Raw genomic sequence first — 21877 nt, forward strand, 5'->3', positions numbered from 1 at the left:
GTGGGCGATGAGGGAGTCGAACCCCCGACCCCTTGGGTGTAAACCAAGTGCTCTAAACCAACTGAGCTAATCGCCCTGATATATTCAGGTAATTTCAATAATCGTGTTTAATTGATCTCGTTATATCAATTTTGTTTGTTTGCTCTTGTTGTATCTCCTTTCAAAAGCGATGCAAATGTATACCTCTTTTTTGTTACCTCCAAATATAATTAAAACTTTTCTAGCGCGTCAGCTACAATAAATGTACTTCCTCCGATGAATATCAAGTCGTTGGGGGTTGCATTTTTTTTAGCCGCTTCTATGGCCTTATTCACATTGGGGTAGGCATCACCGATTAAACCGGCTGTTGCAGCCATTGTTTTAAGTTGATTTTCGGCAAGACTTCTAGGGATAGCAGCCTTCGTAAAATAATATTTAGCATTTTGAGGGAGTAGCTTAAGCACTGCTTCATGGTCTTTGTCATTTACCATCCCCAGTACAATGTGAAGCTTTTGGTGGGGTGTATTCAGCAATTGCTCAACCAGCATCCTTATGCCGTCTTTGTTATGTCCTGTATCACAAATAATGCGTGGGTTGTAGCCCAGGTATTGCCAGCGTCCCAGCAGTCCTGTATTCTTAACTACATTATTTAGTCCCTGATAGACGTGATCCTGTTTAATGTCAAATTCTTTCCTGCGAAGTTGATCGATGGAGGATAATACAGTAACTATGTTTTTTGACTGATAGTTTCCCAATAAATCCAGCTTTAAGTCCACATAAGCCACATCCTGTCCTTTAAATATCTGGAAAACCTGTCGGTCATCAAGTGCAAGTGTTGCCGTTGATACTTTGTATTGTTCATCGGCAAATAGAATGCTTGTCCCCCTTTCTTTTGCAATCGCTTTAAATACCTTGCAGGTTTCTGTTTGCGTTTGCCCTACAACGAGGGGTACTTCATTTTTGATAATGCCTCCTTTTTCGGCTGCAATTTGCCCTAAACTATCACCTAAAAATGCGGTATGATCCTTTCCTATGTTGGTAATGACGGATAGCTCCGGTGTGATGATATTGGTTGAGTCGAGTCGACCCCCCATGCCCACTTCAACAACCGCCACATCAATATTTTCGTCTCTGAAATAGTCAAAGGCCATGGCTACCGACATTTCAAAGAACGAGGGTTGCAGGCGCGTGATGATCTCCTGGTGTTTATCAACGAAAGCAGTAACCTTCTGCTCAGGTATCATGGCTCCGTTGATGCGTATGCGTTCTCTGAAATCCCTGAGGTGAGGCGATGTATAAAGTCCTACTTTGTAGCCGGCTGTCTGTAGTACCGAAGCCAAACAGTGTGAAACGCTGCCTTTGCCATTGGTGCCGGCCACATGAATTGTTTTGTACTGCTTGTGCGGATGATCAAAATATTGATCGAGCGCCAGCGTGGTAGATAGGTCGGCCTTGTAGGCAGCCTGTCCTATGCGCTGATACATGGGCAGTTGGGCAAATAAAAAATTGAGGGTTTCTTTATACGTCATGGTGCAAAAATATTGCTTAATCTCACAATAGCCATCATTTTTTCTATATCTTTAAGAGAAACAAAACCGTACCTTATGGCTAAAAAATTATTTATTCTCGACACAAATGTTCTCTTACACGATCACAAATGTATCTACAATTTTGAGGAAAACGATGTGATAATTCCCATTGTTGTGCTTGAAGAGCTTGACCGTTTTAAGAAAGGGAATGATTTAATTAATTTTCAGGCACGTGAATTTGCACGTGAAATGGATAAGATGGCGGGAGAAAAAGCCTTCAAAGAAGGAATTCCGCTGGGTACTAACAAGGGCAAGTTGTTTGTTGCAACCGGTAAGCCTATTCCTGAGCTGATGAAAGAATCTTTCAGCGAAAATACCTCCGATCATCGTATATTGGCCATTGCGCTGCATGTGAAAGATACTTTCCCCAAACGGCAGACATCGCTTATCACCAAAGATATTAATTTGCGCTTGAAGGCTAAATCGCTGGGCTTGTCAGCCGAAGATTACGAGAATGATAAGGTGAAAGACATTGATGTGCTCGATAAGGGAGTTGAGATACTGGAAGATTTTGATAACGCGCTTATCGAAGCCCTCTATCAGCATCAGGGTATACCTGTAGGTGAGTTTCCATATGGAGAGCGTCTGCCTGCCAATCAATATTTTGTGTTGCGCAATGGTAACCAATCGGTGCTGGCGCAGAATGATGTGGCGGCCGGCTTAATCCGCCGGGTAGAGAAGCATGGTGCCTATGGTATTGAACCCCGCAATGCTGAGCAGACTTTCTCGCTCAATGCACTTTTAAATCCTGATATTAAGCTGGTTTCGTTAACAGGTAAGGCCGGTACGGGTAAAACACTCCTTGCCCTGGCAGCCGCTTTGCAGCAGCATAAGCAGTACCGGCAGGTATTATTGGCGCGTCCCATTGTACCGCTGGCTAATCGCGATTTGGGTTTTCTGCCGGGTGATGTAAACGAGAAGATTGGACCATATATGCAGCCCTTGTTTGATAATTTAGGTGTGATAAAAAGTCGATTTAAGTCGGCCAGTAAAGAGGTCAATAATCTGGATGAGATGCTGAAGAATGAACAGTTGGTGATTACGCCACTGGCCTATATCAGGGGCAGGAGTCTGTCAGATGCATTTTTTATTGTGGATGAGGCGCAAAACCTTACTCCTCACGAAGTTAAGACCATAATAACCCGCGCCGGGGAAGGCACCAAAATGGTATTTACAGGGGATGTGCAGCAGATCGACTCGCCTTATTTGGATATGCAATCCAACGGACTGGCCTACCTGACCGATAAGATGAAGGGGCAGGAGTTGTTTGCGCATGTTAATCTGGTGAAAGGAGAGCGCAGTTATTTGGCTGAGTTAGCTTCCGACCTTTTATAGCGAATGATGCCGGGCTTTTCGTAAGCCTGGTTTTGCCTTTTAACATCCTATGTTGTCATCTGATGCATACGGTTGTTTGCTGCTTTTTGCTTTTTTCTACCTTTGCAATTTACTTGATGTTATACAATGATTGATAATTCGGTTTTTGAAAATAAAAAAGTAGCGTTTCACACCTTTGGCTGTAAGTTAAATTTTAGTGAAACATCAACGGTTGCACGTACCATGATGGAGGCGGGTTTTGCAAAGGTGGACATCTCTGAAGCGGCCGATGTGTATGTGTTCAATACCTGCTCGGTAACTGAGCTGGCCGATAAAAAGTGTAAGCAGGTGATCCGAAAGGCCATTAAGCAGAATCCCGATGCTTTTGTGGTGGTTACCGGCTGTTTTGCACAGCTTAAACCCGATGATGTATCCAATATTGAAGGTGTGGATCTGGTGCTGGGCTCCAACGAGAAATTTGATATACTGCAATATTTGGAGGACTGCAAGAAAACGGATCATGCCGAGATACATGCCGGCGAGATCGGTAAAAATAAAACCTTCAAGCCTTCCTTTTCGTTTGGCGACCGCACGCGTTGCTTTTTAAAGGTACAGGATGGTTGTGATTATTTTTGCAGTTACTGCACCATCCCCTTTGCCCGGGGGCGCAGTCGCAGCGATACCGTTGCCCGCACTGTGGAGCAGGCACGAAAGGCGGCAGCAGGAGGTGCCAGGGAAATTATACTCACGGGCGTTAATATTGGTGATTTTGGTAAGGCCAACGGTGAGTCTTTTTATGAACTTGTGCAGGCGCTCGATACCATTGAGTCCATTGATCGTTTTCGTATATCATCCATCGAACCCAATTTGTTAACCGATGAAATCATAAGGTTTGTAGCTGCTTCCAGCAAGTTCATGCCGCACTTTCATATTCCCCTACAGTCGGGATCGGACAAGGTATTGAAGCTGATGAAGCGGAAATATGATACGGCCCTTTTTAAGCAGAAGATAGAAGCTATAAAGGCCTTGATGCCCCACGCTTTTATAGGTGTTGATGTGATTGTGGGTGTTAGTGGCGAGTCGGATGATGATTTTGCGGAAACGCATCAGTTCTTATCGGATCTGCCCATTTCGCAGTTGCATGTCTTTACTTACTCGGAGCGCCCCAATACTCAGGCTTTAAAAATTGAGGAGGTGGTGCCTGTGGCCGCTCGCAAAGAGCGTAGTAAAGTGTTGCATGCCTTATCGGATAAGATGACGCGGTATTTCTATAAGCAGTTTGTGGGCCAGCAGATGCCTGTTTTGTTTGAGGGTGCCGAGCACGATGGAATGATTAATGGTTTTACCCCCAATTATATAAAGGTAGCCGTGCCTTACAAAGGTTCGTTGAGCAATACCATCAAAAGCGTAAAATTGAAACACTTGTCTTTGGGAAATTCCTCCATGGACGGTGAACTAATATGAGCCTATGGACTATCAGTCACTATGTAACCAGGTTTGCGATATTGCCAGGGAAACGGGGCAGTTTATAAAAGATGAGCGCAATAATGCACGTTTGAGCATTGAGGAGAAAGGCAGTAATGACTATGTGACCCAGGTGGACAAAGCATCGGAGGTCAGAATTATTAAGGCCCTTAGTGCTTTGTTGCCCACCAGTGGTTTTATTGCTGAAGAGGGTACCGCCAGTAAGCGGGGTGCTGTTTATAACTGGATCATTGATCCCATTGACGGTACCACGAATTTTATTCATGGCCTGTCGCCCTATGCTATTAGCATAGCGTTGCAAGAGGATGATCAACTGGTTTTGGGTGTTATTTATGAAATAGGTCTTGATGAGTGCTTTTACGCCTACAAAGGATCACCTGCTTATCTAAATGGTCGGGTAGTGAAAGTATCATCTACGCAAACTGTGAAAGATAGTCTGATTGCCACGGGTTTTCCTTACTCCAACTATTCGCGTATGACCGGATTTATGGCCTCCCTGCAGTACTTTATGGAGCATTCCCGAGGCTTGCGACGCCTGGGGTCTGCGGCAACCGACCTGGCGTATGTTGCTTGTGGTCGCTTTGATTCTTTTTATGAGTACAATCTGAAGCCATGGGATGTGGCAGCAGGTGCTTTTCTAGTGCAGCAAGCCGGCGGTTGTGTTTGTGACTTCAGTGGGGGTGATAATTATGTTTTTGGACAGGAGATTATTGCAAGTAATGCAGCTACTCATAATGAGTTTAAGCGGGTGGTTTCAGAAATTATGGGTTAATTATGAGTAGATTAGGTAATTATATCGCCTTGGTTTTTTTGTGGTTGTTTAGTTTACAACCTTTTTTTATTCTGTATAGGTACTCCGATATACTCTATCATATCATTCGTTTGATTGGATACCGTCGGTCTGTAATCAATGAGAACCTTCGCTATGCCTACCCGGATAAATCGGATGAGGATATTCGTGAAATGCGGCTTAAGTTTTATAGGGGATTCTGTGATATTATTATCGAAACAATTAAGTTTCAAACAATGAGTGAGCGTCAGTTGCGTAAGCGTTTCACCTTTAAGAATATTGAATATGTCAATACCGTGGCAGAGGCGGGTAAAGATGTTGTTGCAGTAATGGGGCATTATGCTTGTTGGGAGTGGATGTCGTCTATTAACCTGCATGCGCGCATGCAGTGCTGTGCTACTTATCGGCCACTGAAAAACAAAATATTTGATAAGCATATGCTTAAGGTGCGCAGTCGTTGGGGGAGTTTGAATTTTACCATGCAAAGCACCATGCGCGAATTGGTGAAACTGAGGCAAAATGATCAGCGTTTTCTTATTGGGCTATTGGCCGATCAGTCGCCGGATAAGAATAAGATACAATACTGGACTAAGTTTCTGAACCAGAATACGGCCGTATTGTTGGGGCCTGAGAAAATGGCGAAGGCCTTTAAGGCAGTTGTGGTCTTTTTAAGGGTAAGTAGGATAAAACGTGGTTATTACGAGGTAAATGTAATACCCCTTACTGAAGACGCAGCAGCAACGTCGGATTACGAGATTACGGAGAAGCATCTTCAGTGCCTCGAAAATATAATTATGGAGCGTCCTGAAGACTGGCTATGGTCGCATAAGCGTTGGAAATACTCCGAAACGCGGGAGATAACTACTTAATAGGGTTTTAATTATATGTCAAAAACGGCAGTTGTAATATTAAATTGGAATGGCCAGGCTTTGCTTGAGAAGTTTCTTCCGCTTGTGTTAGCTCATTCTGTGTGTGATGGGGTGGAGGTTATAGTGGCCGATAATGCTTCAAGCGATGATAGTGTTGATTTCTTGCGCGAACATTATCCCGGGCTGAGGTGTATAGAGCTGGATCAAAACTATGGCTTTGCAGGGGGCTATAATAAAGCGCTGAGTCAGGTGGAAGCCGATTATTATTTGCTGCTGAACAGCGATGTGGCACCCGAGGCTAACTGGTTACCTCCCTTGATAAATGCCATGGATACAATGCCCGATCTGGGTGCCTGCATGCCCAAGGTGCGCGCCTATAATTCGCCGGATAGTTTTGAGTATGCCGGTGCGGCCGGTGGATATATCGATGTGTTCGGGTATCCATTCTGTCGTGGACGCATACTCAACAGTATAGAGGATGATGCGGGACAGTACAATACGCCACTTTCAGTTTTTTGGGCCACGGGAGCTGCCTTGATGATTCGTGCTGATTTATACAGAAAATCAGGCGGTCTCGATGAAAGTTTTTTCGCCCATATGGAAGAGATTGATTTGTGCTGGCGATTGAAGAATTTGGGTCATGATATTATGGTTTTCCCTCAATCGGAAGTACTGCATGTGGGCGGGGCAACTTTAAGTCAGTATAATGCCCGAAAAACTTATCTGAACTTCCGTAATAACTTGTTGATGATGGTGAAGAATCTTCCCGGATGGCAGCTGCTGCCAATTCTTTTTGTTCGCATGGTGCTGGATGGCGTGGCAGGACTTCATTTCATGGCAAAAGGAGAGTTGAAGCATTTGCTTGCGGTTGTAAAGGCACATTTTAGTTTCTACGGGCGCCTGCCCGATGTGCTCGCAAAACGCCGTCAGCTGGCACCATTACGTGTAAAAACGAAACATAAAGAGGTATATCCGCAGAGTATTATCTGGGCCTTTTATTTTAAGGGTCTGCACCACTTTAGTCAGCTAAAGCACTTTCACCTCGACTAAAGGTGGCTGAGTACTTTCTCCAGCTGATTACTTCGCGAGCCCTTAATCAATATGTACGCATTTCTCACAGGTTCTTGGTCAATAGCATGAATCAGGCTTTCCGTATCGGGAAAAACAATCATTTTTGACGGAATATTGTTCAGGTCCTCAAATTCGCTGCCCACCAAAAACACCTGTGCTGCCCCAATCGATTCTATGGTAGCGATTAGCTTGCGGTGCTCATCTGTGCTGTCGGCGCCCAACTCTTTCATACCTCCCAGTATCAATACTTTGTTTTCTGCCTCCGTTTGAGCAAAATGTTGCAAGGCGGCCTGCATACTCGTTGGATTAGCATTGTAGGCATCCATGATAATACGGTTGCTGCCCGATTCAATGTATTGCGAACGGTTATTGCTTGGGATATAATTTTCCAGCGCCTCATTAATGTCTTCCGCAGCTACGCCCAGATGATGACCAATACAAATAGCCGATAAAATGTTTTCGAAGTTATAAGTACCAATCAGCTGAGTGTTTACTTTATGTGAGGAGCCTTGAGGTAGGTGCCAACGAATGCCCACAAAAGGCGTTTTCGCTGTGATCTGTCCTGTAATCTGGCTATTTTGCGTGCCATAGCTTAAGCATTCGTTAAGTCCGGTCGCCATAGCTTTCAGGTGTTTATTATCGGTATTAATAAACACTCGTCCTCCCGTTTTGTGCATGTATTGATATAGCTCGCCTTTGGCGGTTTTAACACCCTCGAAGGAACCAAATCCCTCCAGGTGTGCCTTGCCCACATTGGTGATTAGTCCATAATTGGGTTCGGCTATGCGACACAGAAAATCGATTTCTCCTATATGATTGGCGCCCATCTCCACTACACCCATCTCCAATGAGCTGTCCATGCTGAGCAGTGTTAGCGGAACTCCAATGTGGTTGTTGAAGTTGCCAGCGGTGGCTTTCAGACGATATTTTTTTGACAGAACAGCGGCTACCAGCTCTTTGGTGGTGGTTTTGCCATTAGTGCCGGTAATGGCAAGGATGGGGATGTTAAGGTAACGCCTGTGATAGCGTGCCAGGTTCTGCAGGCAGGTCAATACATCTTCCACCAAAAACACATTGGGCTCACCCAGCAAGGCTTTGTCATCGGCAACGGCATAGGCGGCTCCTTTGGCAAGCACTTCGCGCACATATTTATTTCCATCAAAAGAGGCCCCTTTTAAAGCGAAAAAGATCGTGCCCTGGTTGGCGGCACGGCTATCAGTTGAAACGCCTTGTGAGGCGAGAAATGCTTTATGTATGCTGGCTAATTGCGTCATGGCAGTTAATGTTCTTAAAGGTTTGTATAGGCAAAAATAAAAAAAGAGGCTAACTTACTAAGTTAGCCTCCTGGAATATTCTGCTATCGAAATTATTTCTTGCTTTGTATTGGGCTGCCTACACGGGTCATGGCACAACGGAATCCCAGGTCATCACGACTTTCGCGTTCGTCGAGGTAGCGGCGTGTGCCCGGTGCCAACCAATAGGCGCGGTCTCTCCAGCCACCGCCTTTGTATACCCTTGAACGGTCAGTTACCAGACTACCCAGGCTGCTGTTAGCCGATCCGGCGTACATGCTGCTGGTATTGGCATCTACATCATTCCAGCTTTCACCAACCACTGCGTTTGAGGTGGCATCACCATCGGCATAGTTGCGGTTGTCGGCAGTGCGGTAGTTCTTACGGTTTAGGATATCCTTGTCTTCTTCATTACGGTAACGGATACGACCAAGGCTGTCTTTTTCAACAATGTAGCCTTCTTCATCAAGCACCTTTTGCTGGAATACGTTACCCCGGAATGGACTGAACTCCTCCACATCCTCGAATGAAAGAGGGCGGTATACATCGGCTACCCACTCGTTTACATTACCAGCCATACAATACAGGCCAAAGTCATTGGGGTAATATGATTTAACATCAACGGTGATGTCGCCGCCATCGTTCAGGTCACCGGCCATACCCATCATGTCACCAGCTCCACGCACAAAGTTAGCCATCATTTTACCACGTTCCTGCTTGCTGGCATTACGTGTAATGTGTCCGTCCCAAGGGTAGATGCGACGGTCTGTAAGGCGCTCATCGTATGAGTTACCAATCAAACCCAGTGCCGCGTATTCCCATTCGGCTTCGGTGGGGAGACGATAGCGGGGCAGTAGCAAACCATCATCCCAGCGCACACGGCGTGTGTCGTTGTTGGGGTTTAGATCTTCCATGGGGTTTTTACCCTGTATGCCTTCGTATTGTCCGTAAAGGTACGCCTCTGTATTAAAGTTGTTTTCTCCAATTTGGTTCACATCAAACTCAAGAATACCTTCATCTACCAATATCATTTCGTTAACACGATCGGTACGCCATTTACAGTAATCCTGAGCCTGAACATGACTAACACCTACTACAGGGTACTCTGCATAAGCGGGGTGACGCAGATAGTTCTCTACCATCGGCTCGTTATAGGCCATTGGACGGCGCCATACAAGGGTATCAGGAAGAGCTTTGCGATATACCTCGGGATAGTCAACATAAACACGTTGAATCCAGAAGAGATATTCTAGGTAATCAATGTTTCTTACTTCTGTTTGGTCCATGTAAAATGAAGGTACAGTAACGCGACGAGGAGCATTGTTCCATTCATAAAGAACATCTTGTTCTACGCGTCCCATGATGAAGGTACCCCCTTCAATAAAAACCAAGCCGGGTCCGGTTTCTTGCTCATAGCCTGACTTATACTGAAAGCCGCCATTGTCGGGGTTGTTGTATTCCCAACCGGTGGCCGAAGAAACGGTTTTGCTTCCTCCACTTTTACTACATGACGATAAGCCTACTAAGCTAAAAGCCAAAACAGCCAAAATAACTGCGGTATTTAATCTCATAGCAATTTGATATTGTATTCTAATTATCAATTATTTACGAACTTAACAATTGCAAGGCCCAATGGCGCAACTGACTACTTTATACTGCAAAAATAAAAAAAGGTTATAGCAGAAGTCCTTTTTCGGCCTTTTTTTTAACGTTTGCAGAATCGTCGGTTATACAATTTTTCATCTTTCAAAACGTTAAAAATAGAAATTTCTTATGCAGTAAACCCTATTTTTGTGTTTTTATATGAACATTTGCAGTATGGTGGTGTATTACAAGAAAGCTAATGGGTGGATGTTTATCTGTGTAAGGTGCTGATAATTAATATTAAGGTATGGTAAGATATATTGTTTTCTTGGTTTTTTCTTTTTGCTTGACGCTGAATGCGCAGATTCATAAAGGTGTGCAGTCTTTTACCTGGCAAACAGGTAATGCCACGCAGCCCTTTGTATTTGCTGAGTCCGATGGCGTTGATAACGAAACAAGCCTGCCGATGAAAGAGCTATTGGTGCCCATTGCAGGTGGAATAGAGGCTGACTCTATCGATCTTACTGTATCTTTTACCTCTCACCCGGTAAGTGACTCTGTTCAGGTGACGTTTTTGTCTGCTTTGGATTTTGCTCATCTTTCACTTGTACAGAAACGGGTAGTGGTCATACGAAAGAAGTGTTATTTACAATTATCTGTACTTCCTGTTGTACACGATCCCTTGGAGGGGGCTTTTCATCGTGTGGATGAGCTGCAATATTCACTCAATATACCAGAGCAAGCAAATCAAAAACAGTTGAAAGCTTCGGTTGAACAGGAGCATTCGGTGCTGGCAAGTGGTAAGTGGATGAAGATAAGTGTTTCGGCAACAGGCGTGCACAAGATACCCTACGCTACCCTTTCTTCATGGGGCTTTAGCGATCCGTCCAAAGTCAATGTGTTTGGTAATGGTGGAAATCTGTTGCCACGTGCCAATGCAGCTTTTCGACACACCGACCTGACTGAAAACGCAGTTATCCATGCCAATAATGCCATCTATTTTTATGCGCAGGGTTCTGTTGCTTGGTCGTATAACCAGCAGCTGGGTATTTTTGAACATCAGCTTCACGACTATACCGATGTGGCTTATTATTTCCTGAGTGATGAGCAGGGTGTTGGTAAACGCGTGGCTGCAAGCCAGGAGCAGGGAGGTGAGCATACTGTTGAAACCGATGAATTTGATAGTTTCAAGTATCATGAAGTAGAGAATCAAAACTTGTTGAAATCAGGGCGAGAATGGTATGGGGAGCGTTTTGATCCATCCCAGAGCCGCAGCTTTGCTTTCACTTTTCCGCATCGGGTCAAAGAGATACCCGTTAAATTAAAGACCCATGTGATTGGGCGATCCAGCGTGCCCTCAAGATTCATCACGTGTACGGAAGGCACAATAAAACTGGATACAATACAGGATATTGTTATTCCCAAAGTAAAATATGAAAATTACGTGGGCGCTTTTGCCAACGAGGGAGTTAGTGTATCAAGCTTTAATGGGTTAGAGGATCGTATCGAGCTGCAGCTAAACTATGCTTCAGAGTCAAGTGCTGCAAGTGGCTGGTTAAATTATCTGTGCCTCAATGCCAAATCGCGTATTGTGATCGATGGTCAGTTGAGCTTCCGCAATATGGATGTTACGGGATATGGACAGGTAACGCGCTTTAATATTTCCGGGGTGAATAGTAACACGGTATTATGGGATGTGAGCGATCATACGCAGCCCAAGGCCATCACTATTACTGCCGCTGAAGGGGAAAATTATTTCACCTACAATACCGCTGGTCTTAAAGAGTTTGTGGCATTCGATCAAACGGCTGATCTGCCCGTGCCTCGTTTTGAGGAAACTATTGACAACCAGGATTTACGAGGTATGGAAGTGCCGGATATGCTGATTATTGTCTATCCGCCTTTTGAACAGGAGGCGCTGCGATTGGCACAGATACACAAAGAGCACTCAGGGCTGGATTGTGCTGTTGTTTTTCCCTATCAGATTTACAACGAGTTTTCTTCCGGCTCGCCTGATATAAGTGCCATACGTGATTACGCCCGTCACCTTTACAACAAAAACAAAGATAAGTTTAAATACATGCTTTTGTTTGGCGATGGATCGTATGATAACCGTACATATAGCGATAAAAACACGAACTATATACTCACGTATCAGTCTGATAACTCCATTAATATTCAATATTCCTACGTGTCGGATGATTATTATGGCTGCCTGGATGAAAGTGAAGGTGCTAATATTTTGTATGATAAGATGGATATCGGCATTGGCCGTTTTCCTGTTGGTACCTTAGAGGAAGCTCGTGTGATGGTAGATCGGGTGGATAATTATTTGAATAATAGCGAGGCTGGATCCTGGAAGACACTGCTGAGTTTTGTAGGTGATGATGGTGATAATAATTTGCACATGGAGCAGGCCGATCAGCTTTCGCGCCAGGTGTATAATGACTATCCTGCCTTTGATCATCATAAAATATACTTCGACGCATACCCCAAGCTGACAACATCCTCGGGTGACCGTTACCCGGACGTGAACGAAGCCATTCGGCAAATCCTGGAGCAAGGTACCCTCATATTCAACTATACGGGGCATGGCAGTGAGCGCTATCTGGCGCACGAAAATGTACTGGATAAAACAACCATTAAGCAGCTGACCAATTATAATCGTCTCCCTGTTTTTATGACGGCTACTTGCGAATTTAGTCGTTACGATGATTATCATGATATATCCGCTGGAGAATGGGTGGTGTTATCGCCTTTGGGTGGTGGGGTAGCATTGTTCACTACTACACGGATTGCATGGTCGAATAGTAATATGGAGATTAATAAGAACTTTTACAGGTATATCTTCAAAAAGCAGGAAGACGGCATCAAGCTACGATTGGGAGAAGTGATGCAGCAGACTAAGAATCGTATGGGAAGCACCATTAACCGATTAAACTTCACCTTGTTGGGCGATCCGGCCTTGCAGTTGGTTTATCCCGATGGAGAGGTGCTTACAAGCCGCATTAACGGTGAGGGAAATACTGCCCTGCGCGACACCCTGAAGGCTTTGACCATTGCTCGTATTGAAGGTAAGATAGTGGATTATGAAGCTGGAAATTCGGCCGTTACCATGCAGGTGTTCGATAAGCCTATTTCGGTGAAGACCCTGGGTAATAAAGGTGCTGTGCCCTTTGAGTATCAGGTGTATCAAAATCGTATCTATCAGGGCGAAGTGGATGCTGTCGATAGTGTTTTCAATGCTTCTTTCGTAATTCCCAAGGATATACGTTATAACGTGGGCGAGGGACGTATCAGCTACTATATGAATGGAGCCAATGGTGTGGAAGCCTTTGGTGCCGATAACTCCGTGCTGATCGGTGGGGTTTCGGATAACCCGCCGGCCGATACTCAAGGGCCACAGATGAATCTTTGGTTAAATGATTCAAGCTTTGTAAACGGAGGAGTTACGGGTTCGAAGCCCCTGTTGATTGCCCGCGTAAATGATGAGAGCGGGGTTAATATCAGCGGTGTGGGCATCGGACACGATATAACTCTGGTGATTGATGATAATCGTGCACAGCCCATTAATCTGAATCGCTATTATGCTGCCGATAAAAATTCATACACAAACGGAACCATTGTTTTTCAGTTGCCAACGCTGCCCGAGGGTAAGCATAAGTTGTCGCTGAAAGCCTGGGATAACCTCAATAATTCATCGCTGGCAGAGCTGGACTTTGAGGTGCGCCTCGATGGGGAGCTATCGCTCAACAACACTGCTGTTTATCCTAACCCCTTTGAACAGGGAAATACACTCCATATCTATTTTGAGCACGATGCGCCCAATAGTCTTTTGGATGTGTCCTACAGTCTTTACACCATGAGTGGGCGCCTGGTGAAGCATCATCAGCAACAGGTACCTGCTTCCGGCAATACCATTGCTCCCTTGGAATGGCAACCTAACAATCTGCAGAAAGGATTGTATATACTGCGGTGTGAAATTCGATCGCCCGAAAATCAAGTGGGAAAATTCTCGGAAAAAATACTGGTGATAAGATAATAAAATAAGAGATTTGAAGTTTAGGTTAGTACTCAACCTAACCGGTAATGTTAACTTGTTGTGAGCGTATTATAATTATGAATCGGAATATGAAACAGTCATTATTAAAGCTAAGCCTGGTGGCCTTTGCTTTTGTGTTAAACTGGAACACCATAAGTGCCCAGGAGGATGGCAACAATGCCATCACCACGGCCGCACCTTTCTTGCTAATCAACCCCGACTCCCGTGCAGCGGGTATGGCGGATGCCGGGGTGGCCACAGCGGCCGATGTAAATTCGCAGTTTCTCAACCCCGCCAAGTATGCCTTTATCGAGGGTGACATGGGCGTGTCTATTTCTTTTACACCCTGGTTAAGAAAACTGGTGAATGACATTAACATGTCAACAGCTGCTTTTTACTATCGTTTGGATAAAATGCAAACGGTGAGTGCTTCGGTGCGGTATTTTACCATGGGGCAAATAGATTTTACAGATGGCCTTGGTAATCCCATGTTTTCGGCCAAACCCAATGAATTTGCCATTGATGCGGCCTACTCGCGCGTTTTGTCTGATAAGTTTAGTGGCGCCGTGGCGTTTCGATATATTCATTCCGACCTGACCAATGGGTCGGTGGATGGTTTGAAAGCGGGTAATGCCTTTGCGGCCGATATGGCCTTTTATTTTCGTCAGCCCATGCGCGTAAACCGCAACGATGCGGAATTTACTGCCGGTATTAATATCTCCAATATTGGTTCGAAGATTAGTTACGACGGCATTAATAAAGAATTTATACCCACCAATCTTAAGCTAGGTGCCGGATACTTCATGGAGCTGGATCGTTATAATTCCATTTCCTTTGCCTTGGATATTAACAAGCTTTTGGTGCCCTCTAACCAGCTACGCCCTGACGATGCTGATGAGGACTGGGTGGATCCCAATGAAGATAAGTCGGTGCCCGCAGCCATTTTTGGCTCTTTTAGCGATGCGCCCGGTGGATTCGAACAGGAACTACAGGAAATCACCTTCTCGGTGGGTGCCGAGTATTGGTACAATAAGCAGTTTGCCTTGCGTGCCGGTTATTTCCACGAGCACGAAAATCAGGGTAACCGTAAATTTGCATCGGCCGGTTTTGGTTTGAAATTTAATATTTTCACACTCGATGCATCCTACATTATTCCCATGGTTCAGAATAACCCGCTTGCCAATACCATGCGTTTTTCGTTGTCATTTGACCTAAGTGATATATTATAACAACAATATTCATTATATTTGAAAAGACCTTGAGGATTTCCTTAAGGTCTTTTTTTTTAATTGTTCGTTAAAGTTATTTATATATATAAGTATGAAGATACGAGTGGGATTTGGATATGATGTTCATAAGTTAGGTGAGGGAGAAGAGCTATGGATTGGTGGTTTGCACATCGATCATCATGCGGGTAGCATAGGGCATTCTGATGGTGATGTGCTGATACACGCCATCTGCGATGCGCTGCTGGGAGCTGCCAATATGCGCGATATAGGTTATCATTTTCCGGATACTGACCCTGCCTTGAAAGGAATCGACAGTAAGATTTTGCTAAAAAAGACAGTGACGCTTGTGCGCGATGCCGGCTATACCATTGGTAATATCGACAGCACGGTAGCCTTAGAGCGTCCTAAATTAAAAGATCTTATACCGGGTATGCAAAAAACATTGGCGGAAGTGATGAGTATCGCGGTTGAGGATATTGCCATTAAGGCTACCACCAGCGAGAAACTCGGTTTTGTGGGTAAACAAGAAGGCATAGCTGCTTACGCTACCGTACTTATTCAAAGCACTAAATAGTTTTTTATGAAGCAGGAAAACTGTCTTAAATATTTTTCGCATGATGCTTGCAGTGTTTGTAAAGTGTTATTTCCCAAGGTAAAGCAGTTGCTGGAAGAGGATTTTCCTATGATGGAGCTGATCTTTATTGACTTGGAGAAGAGGCCCGAAGAGGCTGCTCGTCACCAGGTTTTTACGGCGCCTACACTGTTGGTTTTTTTCGAGGGGAAAGAGTATTATCGCTTTGCCCGTAATGTGTCGCTGCCACAATTAAAAACAGCCATTGAACGACCCTATCAACTGTTGTTCCAACCTTAGGGAGCAACAGCAAGTATGCCTGATCGGAAGGAGGTTGCGTAGCAGCGGTTATCCTCCACATAAGCCAAACAAAATACATGCCTTGAAACGCCATTTTCTTACCATAGTATTCTTAGGTTTTGTGCTGGGCGCAGGAGGTCAGGCGGTATCGACTATACGTAAAATTAAATTTAAGGGTAATTCAAGCATTGCCGACTCACGCCTAAAGAGCGAGGTGGGTATTAAGACCTACAGTGGTCTCAGCGAGCGTTTTTTTGATAAGATATCGGATCGTTATACAGAAGCTTTGTATGAGGAAAGCCTGGAACGTATCCGTTATGTCTATCAGAAAGAGGGTTATCTGAATGTGCGATTTGAGGCTCCCACGATCCATCGAAAACGCAATGGTAAAATTAAACTCAGCTATCATATTGTTGAAGGGGAAGCCATCAAACTTACCGGGGTCAGTTACACCATCGATTCGGTAAGTACACTCAAGGACTTTTTTGATAAGCAAGTGCAGCGTCAAATTCGCCTGCAATCGCAGCTGAAAGTTAATAAGCGTTTTCGTGATGAGTGGTATTACGAGGATCAGGTGTTTATCAACGAGGAGCTGAATAATATGGGTTATGCTTATGCCCGGGTAAGGCATAACTTGCAGGTTGATACGGTGCGTAATACGGCGCATCTCAATTGGATAATCGATAAAGGTGAGCTGTGTTATTTCGGCCCCATATCAATAGATGGAAATATACGGGTGCCTGAAAAAAGGATACGGCGGCAGCTGCGTTTCTCCACCGGGGATACCTGGTCGAAAGAGGCTATTGATGATACGCAAAAGCAAATTTACAACCTTGGGATGTTTCGTGTGGCCTCCATCAAAACACTGATGAGTGAAGAGAAGCCGGATACGCTGCCCACCCTGATAAGCCTCAAAGAAGCACCCCGCTGGACCTCTCGTTTTGGGGTTGGTTATGGACGCGAAGATAAGTTTAGGGTTTTTGGCGATGTGCAGTATCTGGGACTTATCAGTAAAACAGCACGACTGAATATTGTGGCCAAGCATTCAGCACTTGAGCCCTATAATTTTCAGCTTAAACTTTCGCAGCCGGCCGTTTTGTTACCTTATAATACGGTAACGCTAAATCCTTATGCCATGAAACAGCATGAGCCCGGCTATAAGATAAACCGGCGCGGACTTAATTTAACCTTCCTGCAAAATTTCTCCGAGCGTTTTAATTCCTCTTTTAACATTTATGTTGAAAAGGTGGAATCCGACTCCAGTGCAGTGGCTAGCGGCGGATGGAATACGGCAGATGGCATGGCGACATCATCCTATGGTAAGTCAGGTGTTTCTATGGGTTTTATCTACGCCAATGGTGAGCCGCGACTGGATCCGGTAACAGGCTATTCACTGGCAGTTAATATTAAACGAAACGGTAGCTTTTTGGAAGAATCAATACCGTTTTATCGCAGTTTACTTGAGTATAAGAACTACCTGGGTGTGCGTCCAGGCCTCACCTTGGCACTCAAAGCAAAGATGGGACTGGCTTTTCGTAAAGGAGGTGGTGAGCTGGTACCCGTTGAGGAGCGTTTCTATGCAGGAGGTAGTTATTCGGTGAGGGGATGGTCGCGAGCTCAGCTGGGACCTAAGGATGCATTGGGTGTACCGGTGGGAGGCAATAGTCTGCTTGAAGGCAGTTTTGAAGGACGCTACCTAATGGCATCCAATTTGGTGTTTGCGGTATTTTGTGATGCCGGTAATGTATGGCTCGATGATTTTCAATATCCATTGCGTCAGTTGCGTTATGCCGCCGGGATTGGAATTCGCTATAAAACACCCATCGGGCCGGTTGGGATTGATTTTGCCCGTCCCATATTTGATGAGGTAAAGGCATGGCAAATTCATTTTAATATAGGTAATCCCTTCTGAGATGAGAAAGATATTCAAATACATGGGATTATGCATCTTGCTGCTAGTGTTGCTGGTGACGGTTTTACTGGTGTTGTCGCAGACGGCTTTATTTCGCAATGTTGCTAAAGAAAAGGTTTTGCAGGCGGTCAATGCCGGCATTGACGGAGAGCTTTCCATTGGAAAGATTGAGGGCAATCTGTTTACTCATCTTCGTCTGCACGATGTGCGTCTGCGCGATAGGGACACGCTGATTATAGGCATAAATGAATTGATGATTCGTTATCGGCTATTGGGAATGCTCTATAAGCGCATTGACCTTGATAGTATTGTCGTGAAGGCTCCGTTTTTTAATATTCAATACAGGGACAGTGCAGAATTGAACATTGCCGCCGTTTTCAAAAGCGCGGCCTCACCGGATAGTTCATCCTCATCGGATTTTCCTTTTGTAGTAGCTGTTAAGCAATTGGTTGTGAGCGGAGCGGAAGGGGTGTTGCAGCCCGCTTTTGAGCGTCCTGTAATGTCGCTGAATGATATACATATTTCGGCCAGTGGTGAGTATCAGCAAGGATCATCATGGGTACAGATAGATTCCTTGCAACTTATGAGTGAGCAGCCACCATTCACCCTGGAGGCGATGCGCATTCATTTTCGTCAGGAGGGAGAGGCCATGCAGTTGGACACGCTCTTTCTTAAGACGGCGCATTCATTGCTGCAAGCCCGTGGGGGATATCGCTCATCGACGTCCTATGATTTGAACGTGAGGCTCAATCCACTTAGTAATAAGGATATGCAGATACTGCTGCCGTCATTGCCCGTGAAAGCACTTCCTCAAGCGCTTGTTGATGTATGGACCCTTGACGATACTACCCGTTGTGATGTGTTGCTGCAAAAGGATGATCAAGAGCTTGTGCTGCAATCCCGCATGGTGCATCTTTTAAATGGCCTGGATAACCCCGATCAGCCGATAGATTTTAACGCATTAGTGTCTTTCCGTGATTGGGTGCCTGAGGATTGGCTTAAGCTGGCAACTACCAGCGCTGTGCTTAATGGAACAATTAATTTAGAAGGAGCTCACCTGCTGGATATTAAGGAGGATATGAAGCTTCGGGGAAAGTTCAGTGGTTCGCGCTATGGCAATGTCTTGATCGATACCCTACGCATTGATGCCACGCAGATGTCCCAGCAGATAAAGGCAGAATTGCTGCTGCTCGCCGATAGTAGTCGCACAGAAGGATTCCTGGCGTTAAGTGATCCATACTTTAAGCCGCGGCTTAATGCAGCTTTGGATTTTAAAGGACTTAAGCTGGCACCTTTTGTTCCGTCGCTTAAGCACACTCTTGCCAATGGAAGTGTTGAGGTCGACGGTCATGATATTTTTACTGAGGAGCGACGCCTGAATGCCAGCCTCAGGCTTTTCAATAGTTCGGTGTATGCGCATAATATAGACTCGGTATTGGCGAAGGGTGCAATGGGTGAAGGTTGGGCTTATCTGGATACCTGTATTGTGTATCATCGCTATGCGCGGGCTGATGCTGCCGGACAGTATAATATGCTGCATGGTGGTTTTGCTGCAGTGGCAAATTTGCAGAGTGATAGCTCTCTTTTGCTGAGCTCCTTGAGTCTGCCGCCAATCAGCTATCAAAAGGCGCGTGCCAACATGTCGGTGAACGGTTCATTGAAGGGTTTTGGATATACAGGTGAAGTGAGCCTGTCCGGGGCTGGCTACGAAGATGTGCGTATAGAGCATCTAAAGGGAATGGCTGAAGGTTACTATGGAGCGGATTCCGTAATGCTGGATGGAGGTGTCAATGCCTATCAGATAGAAAATGAGCTGCAGAGCTTGGATAGTCTGGATATTTCTTTGTTCATGGATAAAAGTCATATCAAAAGTGATCTGAGCCTATCACGAACCGATACTGTGCAGGCACAGATAAGCACAGCCATACAAATGGCCGATACCCTTACTCTCCTTCTTAACAGCGCTTATTGCCAGCTGCCCTACGCTCATTTTTACCTTACCGACACCTTGCAGTCCATTGCTGTTTACGATAGCACCCTACGTATACATCACCTTGAAGTGAAAGATAAGATGAATGAAGCTTTCGGCTTTAAGGTATTGGGGCAGCTAAGTGGCACTGCTGAGCAGGATTTTTCGTTGGCTGTCAAAACCTTTAACCTGGCGATGTTAAATCGCCTTATGCCTTTGGTCGATACCTTGAGCGGTGAATTATCAGCTAGTTTGCAGTTGAAAGGCAGTGTTTTGAAGCCCCGGCTGTTGGGTGATTATTCCCTGCAGAGGGCAGCTTATGGCAGCATGGCCTTGCCCGATGTGGAAGGTGCACTGGGCTTACTTGATGATACTGCCCATATTAATGCTCATCTTCCGGCTCTCGACAGCAGTGTTTATGCGCTTGTGCGTTTGCCTCTTTCGCTGCGTGCTGATTCAGTCAATGGTTTGGAAGTACAGGTGTCCGACTCGTTAAGGGCCCAGCTAAGGATTGATTCATTGAAGATAAGCAGTCCTGATACCGCGCATCTTACGCGTATACAGGCCGGTGCCTTTTTTAACGGTGATATTCGGGCGGAAGGTAGTTTTGCGTCACCTCAGTTCTATGGTCGTCTGGAAATGAGCGATGCTTATGTCAAGGATCATGAACAAGGCCTTTATTATGAAGGAATGAAGACCGATATTTCATTGAAGGGAAGTACCCTTAAGGTGGATACCATTTATATTGGCAGTAAAAAAGGATATTTTGCCACTAAAGGGTATCTTGTCTTTGATTCTACCCTGGTATCAGGTCGCATAAAAGCCTCCGATGTTATCAGTGATATCCGTAATTTCGACCTTGTTCAACAAAAAAATGCAAGCATCAATATCAGTGGTAATCCCTATTATCGGGCCGACTCGTTAGGTAATCCTGTTTTTGGAGGTTCGATAACCATTAACCGATCCGTGTTTAATTTGCCGGGATTGATGGATGCCCCCCTGGCACAAGGGGGTGATGAAAATGTACCGCTGTTAATGGCTGCATTGCAGGAAGGAGACAGTGTAGGTGTAAGGGGGGAGGCTTTGGAAGAGGAGGCTAAGGAAGTCCCTATACTAAAGCAGCTAAGAGGGCGTTTAACCATTGATATACCCCGCAGTACATGGCTGAAGGGTGATAATATGAACATTGAGATTTCCGGAGATTTTGATATTGCTAAATCGGCCGATTATTTTGAGCTTTTTGGTGATGTGGAAATCTTACGGGGCTATTATATTTTATATGGTCGCAAATTCACCATTGAAGAAGGCCTGATTACCTTTATGGGTGGTGAGGACCTGGATCCGCGCCTGGCCATTAGTGCTGACTATGTGTTTAGGGGGAGCGATCGCCAGAAGCATACCTTGAGCCTTCAGGTAAGTGAAAATTTGTCAGAGCCTGCAATAAGTTTTACATTAGATGGCAATGCCATTACGGAGTCGGATGCTGTCTCTATTATGGTATTTGGAAAAACAATGGATGAGTTGAGTTACGACGGTCAGAATGGTATCATCGGTTCGGTGGGTTCAAATATGCTTGCCAACATGGTGACATCATCCCTGAGTTCTACCATTGGACAGCGCTTAAAGCTGGACATGATAGAGATTAACTCAACTGAAAACTGGAGCAGTGCTGCCTTTGTTGTTGGTAAATATATCACTAACGATTTGTTTGTGATTTATCAACGCGGCTTTGGTGAAACCGAGGATGATGAGATTACGCCCGAGACCATTACCCTCGAATATGAGTTAAACAAACTTTTATTCTTCCGTTTACAGAGCGGCAGTTCCAAATCATCGGGTTTTGATGTAATTTTGAAGTTCGAATCCACTAAATAATCAGTG

General features: G+C 45.0%; 14 protein-coding genes and 1 tRNA gene. 11 read left to right on the top strand and 4 right to left on the bottom strand.

What is annotated here, in order from left to right:
- Position 1: 1 nt before the first annotated feature.
- A tRNA-Val gene (locus tag ACRD7A_RS11085) sits at positions 2-76 on the bottom strand.
- A gap of 133 nt (positions 77-209) precedes the next feature.
- Positions 210-1508 carry a bifunctional folylpolyglutamate synthase/dihydrofolate synthase gene (locus ACRD7A_RS11090; protein WP_430812100.1) on the bottom strand — a complete coding sequence of 433 codons (1299 nt, stop codon included), beginning with the start codon at positions 1506-1508 and terminating at the stop codon, positions 210-212.
- 75 nt (positions 1509-1583) lie between these two features.
- On the opposite strand from ACRD7A_RS11090, the gene ACRD7A_RS11095 reads away from it, so the two are divergent.
- The 5 genes from ACRD7A_RS11095 to ACRD7A_RS11115 all read left to right on the top strand — a co-directional run bounded on the left by ACRD7A_RS11095 (position 1584) and on the right by ACRD7A_RS11115 (position 7076).
- On the top strand, positions 1584-2903 hold the full coding sequence (locus ACRD7A_RS11095) for a PhoH family protein (RefSeq protein ID WP_430812101.1): 1320 nt from the start codon (positions 1584-1586) through the stop codon (positions 2901-2903).
- A 126-nt stretch (positions 2904-3029) separates the two neighbouring features.
- Positions 3030-4346, top strand: a complete 1317-nt coding sequence (gene mtaB / locus ACRD7A_RS11100; RefSeq protein ID WP_430812102.1) for a tRNA (N(6)-L-threonylcarbamoyladenosine(37)-C(2))-methylthiotransferase MtaB — start codon at positions 3030-3032, stop codon at positions 4344-4346.
- Positions 4347-4350: 4 nt separating this feature from the next.
- Positions 4351-5139 carry an inositol monophosphatase family protein gene (locus tag ACRD7A_RS11105; protein WP_430812103.1) on the top strand — a complete coding sequence of 263 codons (789 nt, stop codon included), beginning with the start codon at positions 4351-4353 and terminating at the stop codon, positions 5137-5139.
- A 2-nt stretch (positions 5140-5141) separates the two neighbouring features.
- On the top strand, positions 5142-6026 hold the full coding sequence (locus tag ACRD7A_RS11110; protein ID WP_430812104.1) for a lysophospholipid acyltransferase family protein: 885 nt from the start codon (positions 5142-5144) through the stop codon (positions 6024-6026).
- A gap of 15 nt (positions 6027-6041) precedes the next feature.
- On the top strand, positions 6042-7076 hold the full coding sequence (locus ACRD7A_RS11115) for a glycosyltransferase family 2 protein (RefSeq protein WP_430812105.1): 1035 nt from the start codon (positions 6042-6044) through the stop codon (positions 7074-7076).
- On the opposite strand, the gene ACRD7A_RS11120 is transcribed toward ACRD7A_RS11115, so the two are convergent.
- Positions 7073-8371 (bottom strand): UDP-N-acetylmuramoyl-tripeptide--D-alanyl-D-alanine ligase, encoded by a 1299-nt coding sequence (locus tag ACRD7A_RS11120; protein WP_430812106.1) that lies wholly within the window; start codon positions 8369-8371, stop codon positions 7073-7075. The two genes, ACRD7A_RS11115 and ACRD7A_RS11120, sit on opposite strands and share 4 nt — an antisense overlap.
- A gap of 92 nt (positions 8372-8463) precedes the next feature.
- Complete coding sequence (gene gldJ, locus ACRD7A_RS11125; protein ID WP_430812107.1) at positions 8464-9960, bottom strand: gliding motility lipoprotein GldJ; 1497 nt, start codon at positions 9958-9960, stop codon at positions 8464-8466.
- A gap of 320 nt (positions 9961-10280) precedes the next feature.
- On the opposite strand from gldJ, the gene porU reads away from it, so the two are divergent.
- The 6 genes from porU (at position 10281) to ACRD7A_RS11155 (ending at position 21871) form a co-directional block, all read left to right on the top strand.
- The gene (porU, locus tag ACRD7A_RS11130; RefSeq protein ID WP_430812108.1) at positions 10281-14015 is read left to right on the top strand and encodes a type IX secretion system sortase PorU; all 3735 of its coding nucleotides are present in this window, start codon (positions 10281-10283) and stop codon (positions 14013-14015) included.
- Positions 14016-14104: 89 nt separating this feature from the next.
- The gene (porV, locus tag ACRD7A_RS11135) at positions 14105-15244 is read left to right on the top strand and encodes a type IX secretion system outer membrane channel protein PorV (protein ID WP_430812109.1); all 1140 of its coding nucleotides are present in this window, start codon (positions 14105-14107) and stop codon (positions 15242-15244) included.
- 91 nt (positions 15245-15335) lie between these two features.
- A complete protein-coding gene (gene ispF, locus ACRD7A_RS11140; RefSeq protein WP_430812110.1) occupies positions 15336-15818 on the top strand; it encodes a 2-C-methyl-D-erythritol 2,4-cyclodiphosphate synthase in 483 nt (160 codons plus the stop codon).
- 6 nt (positions 15819-15824) lie between these two features.
- Positions 15825-16115 carry a thioredoxin family protein gene (locus tag ACRD7A_RS11145; RefSeq protein ID WP_430812111.1) on the top strand — a complete coding sequence of 97 codons (291 nt, stop codon included), beginning with the start codon at positions 15825-15827 and terminating at the stop codon, positions 16113-16115.
- A gap of 82 nt (positions 16116-16197) precedes the next feature.
- Positions 16198-18027: a BamA/OMP85 family outer membrane protein gene (locus ACRD7A_RS11150; protein WP_430812112.1), complete on the top strand. Its 1830-nt coding sequence runs from the start codon at positions 16198-16200 to the stop codon at positions 18025-18027.
- Between the two features lies 1 nt (position 18028).
- Complete coding sequence (locus tag ACRD7A_RS11155) at positions 18029-21871, top strand: translocation/assembly module TamB domain-containing protein (RefSeq protein ID WP_430812113.1); 3843 nt, start codon at positions 18029-18031, stop codon at positions 21869-21871.
- The last annotated feature ends 6 nt before the right edge of the window (positions 21872-21877 follow it).

Source organism: Carboxylicivirga longa (assembly GCF_050589825.1).
Classification (GTDB): domain Bacteria; phylum Bacteroidota; class Bacteroidia; order Bacteroidales; family Marinilabiliaceae; genus Carboxylicivirga; species Carboxylicivirga longa.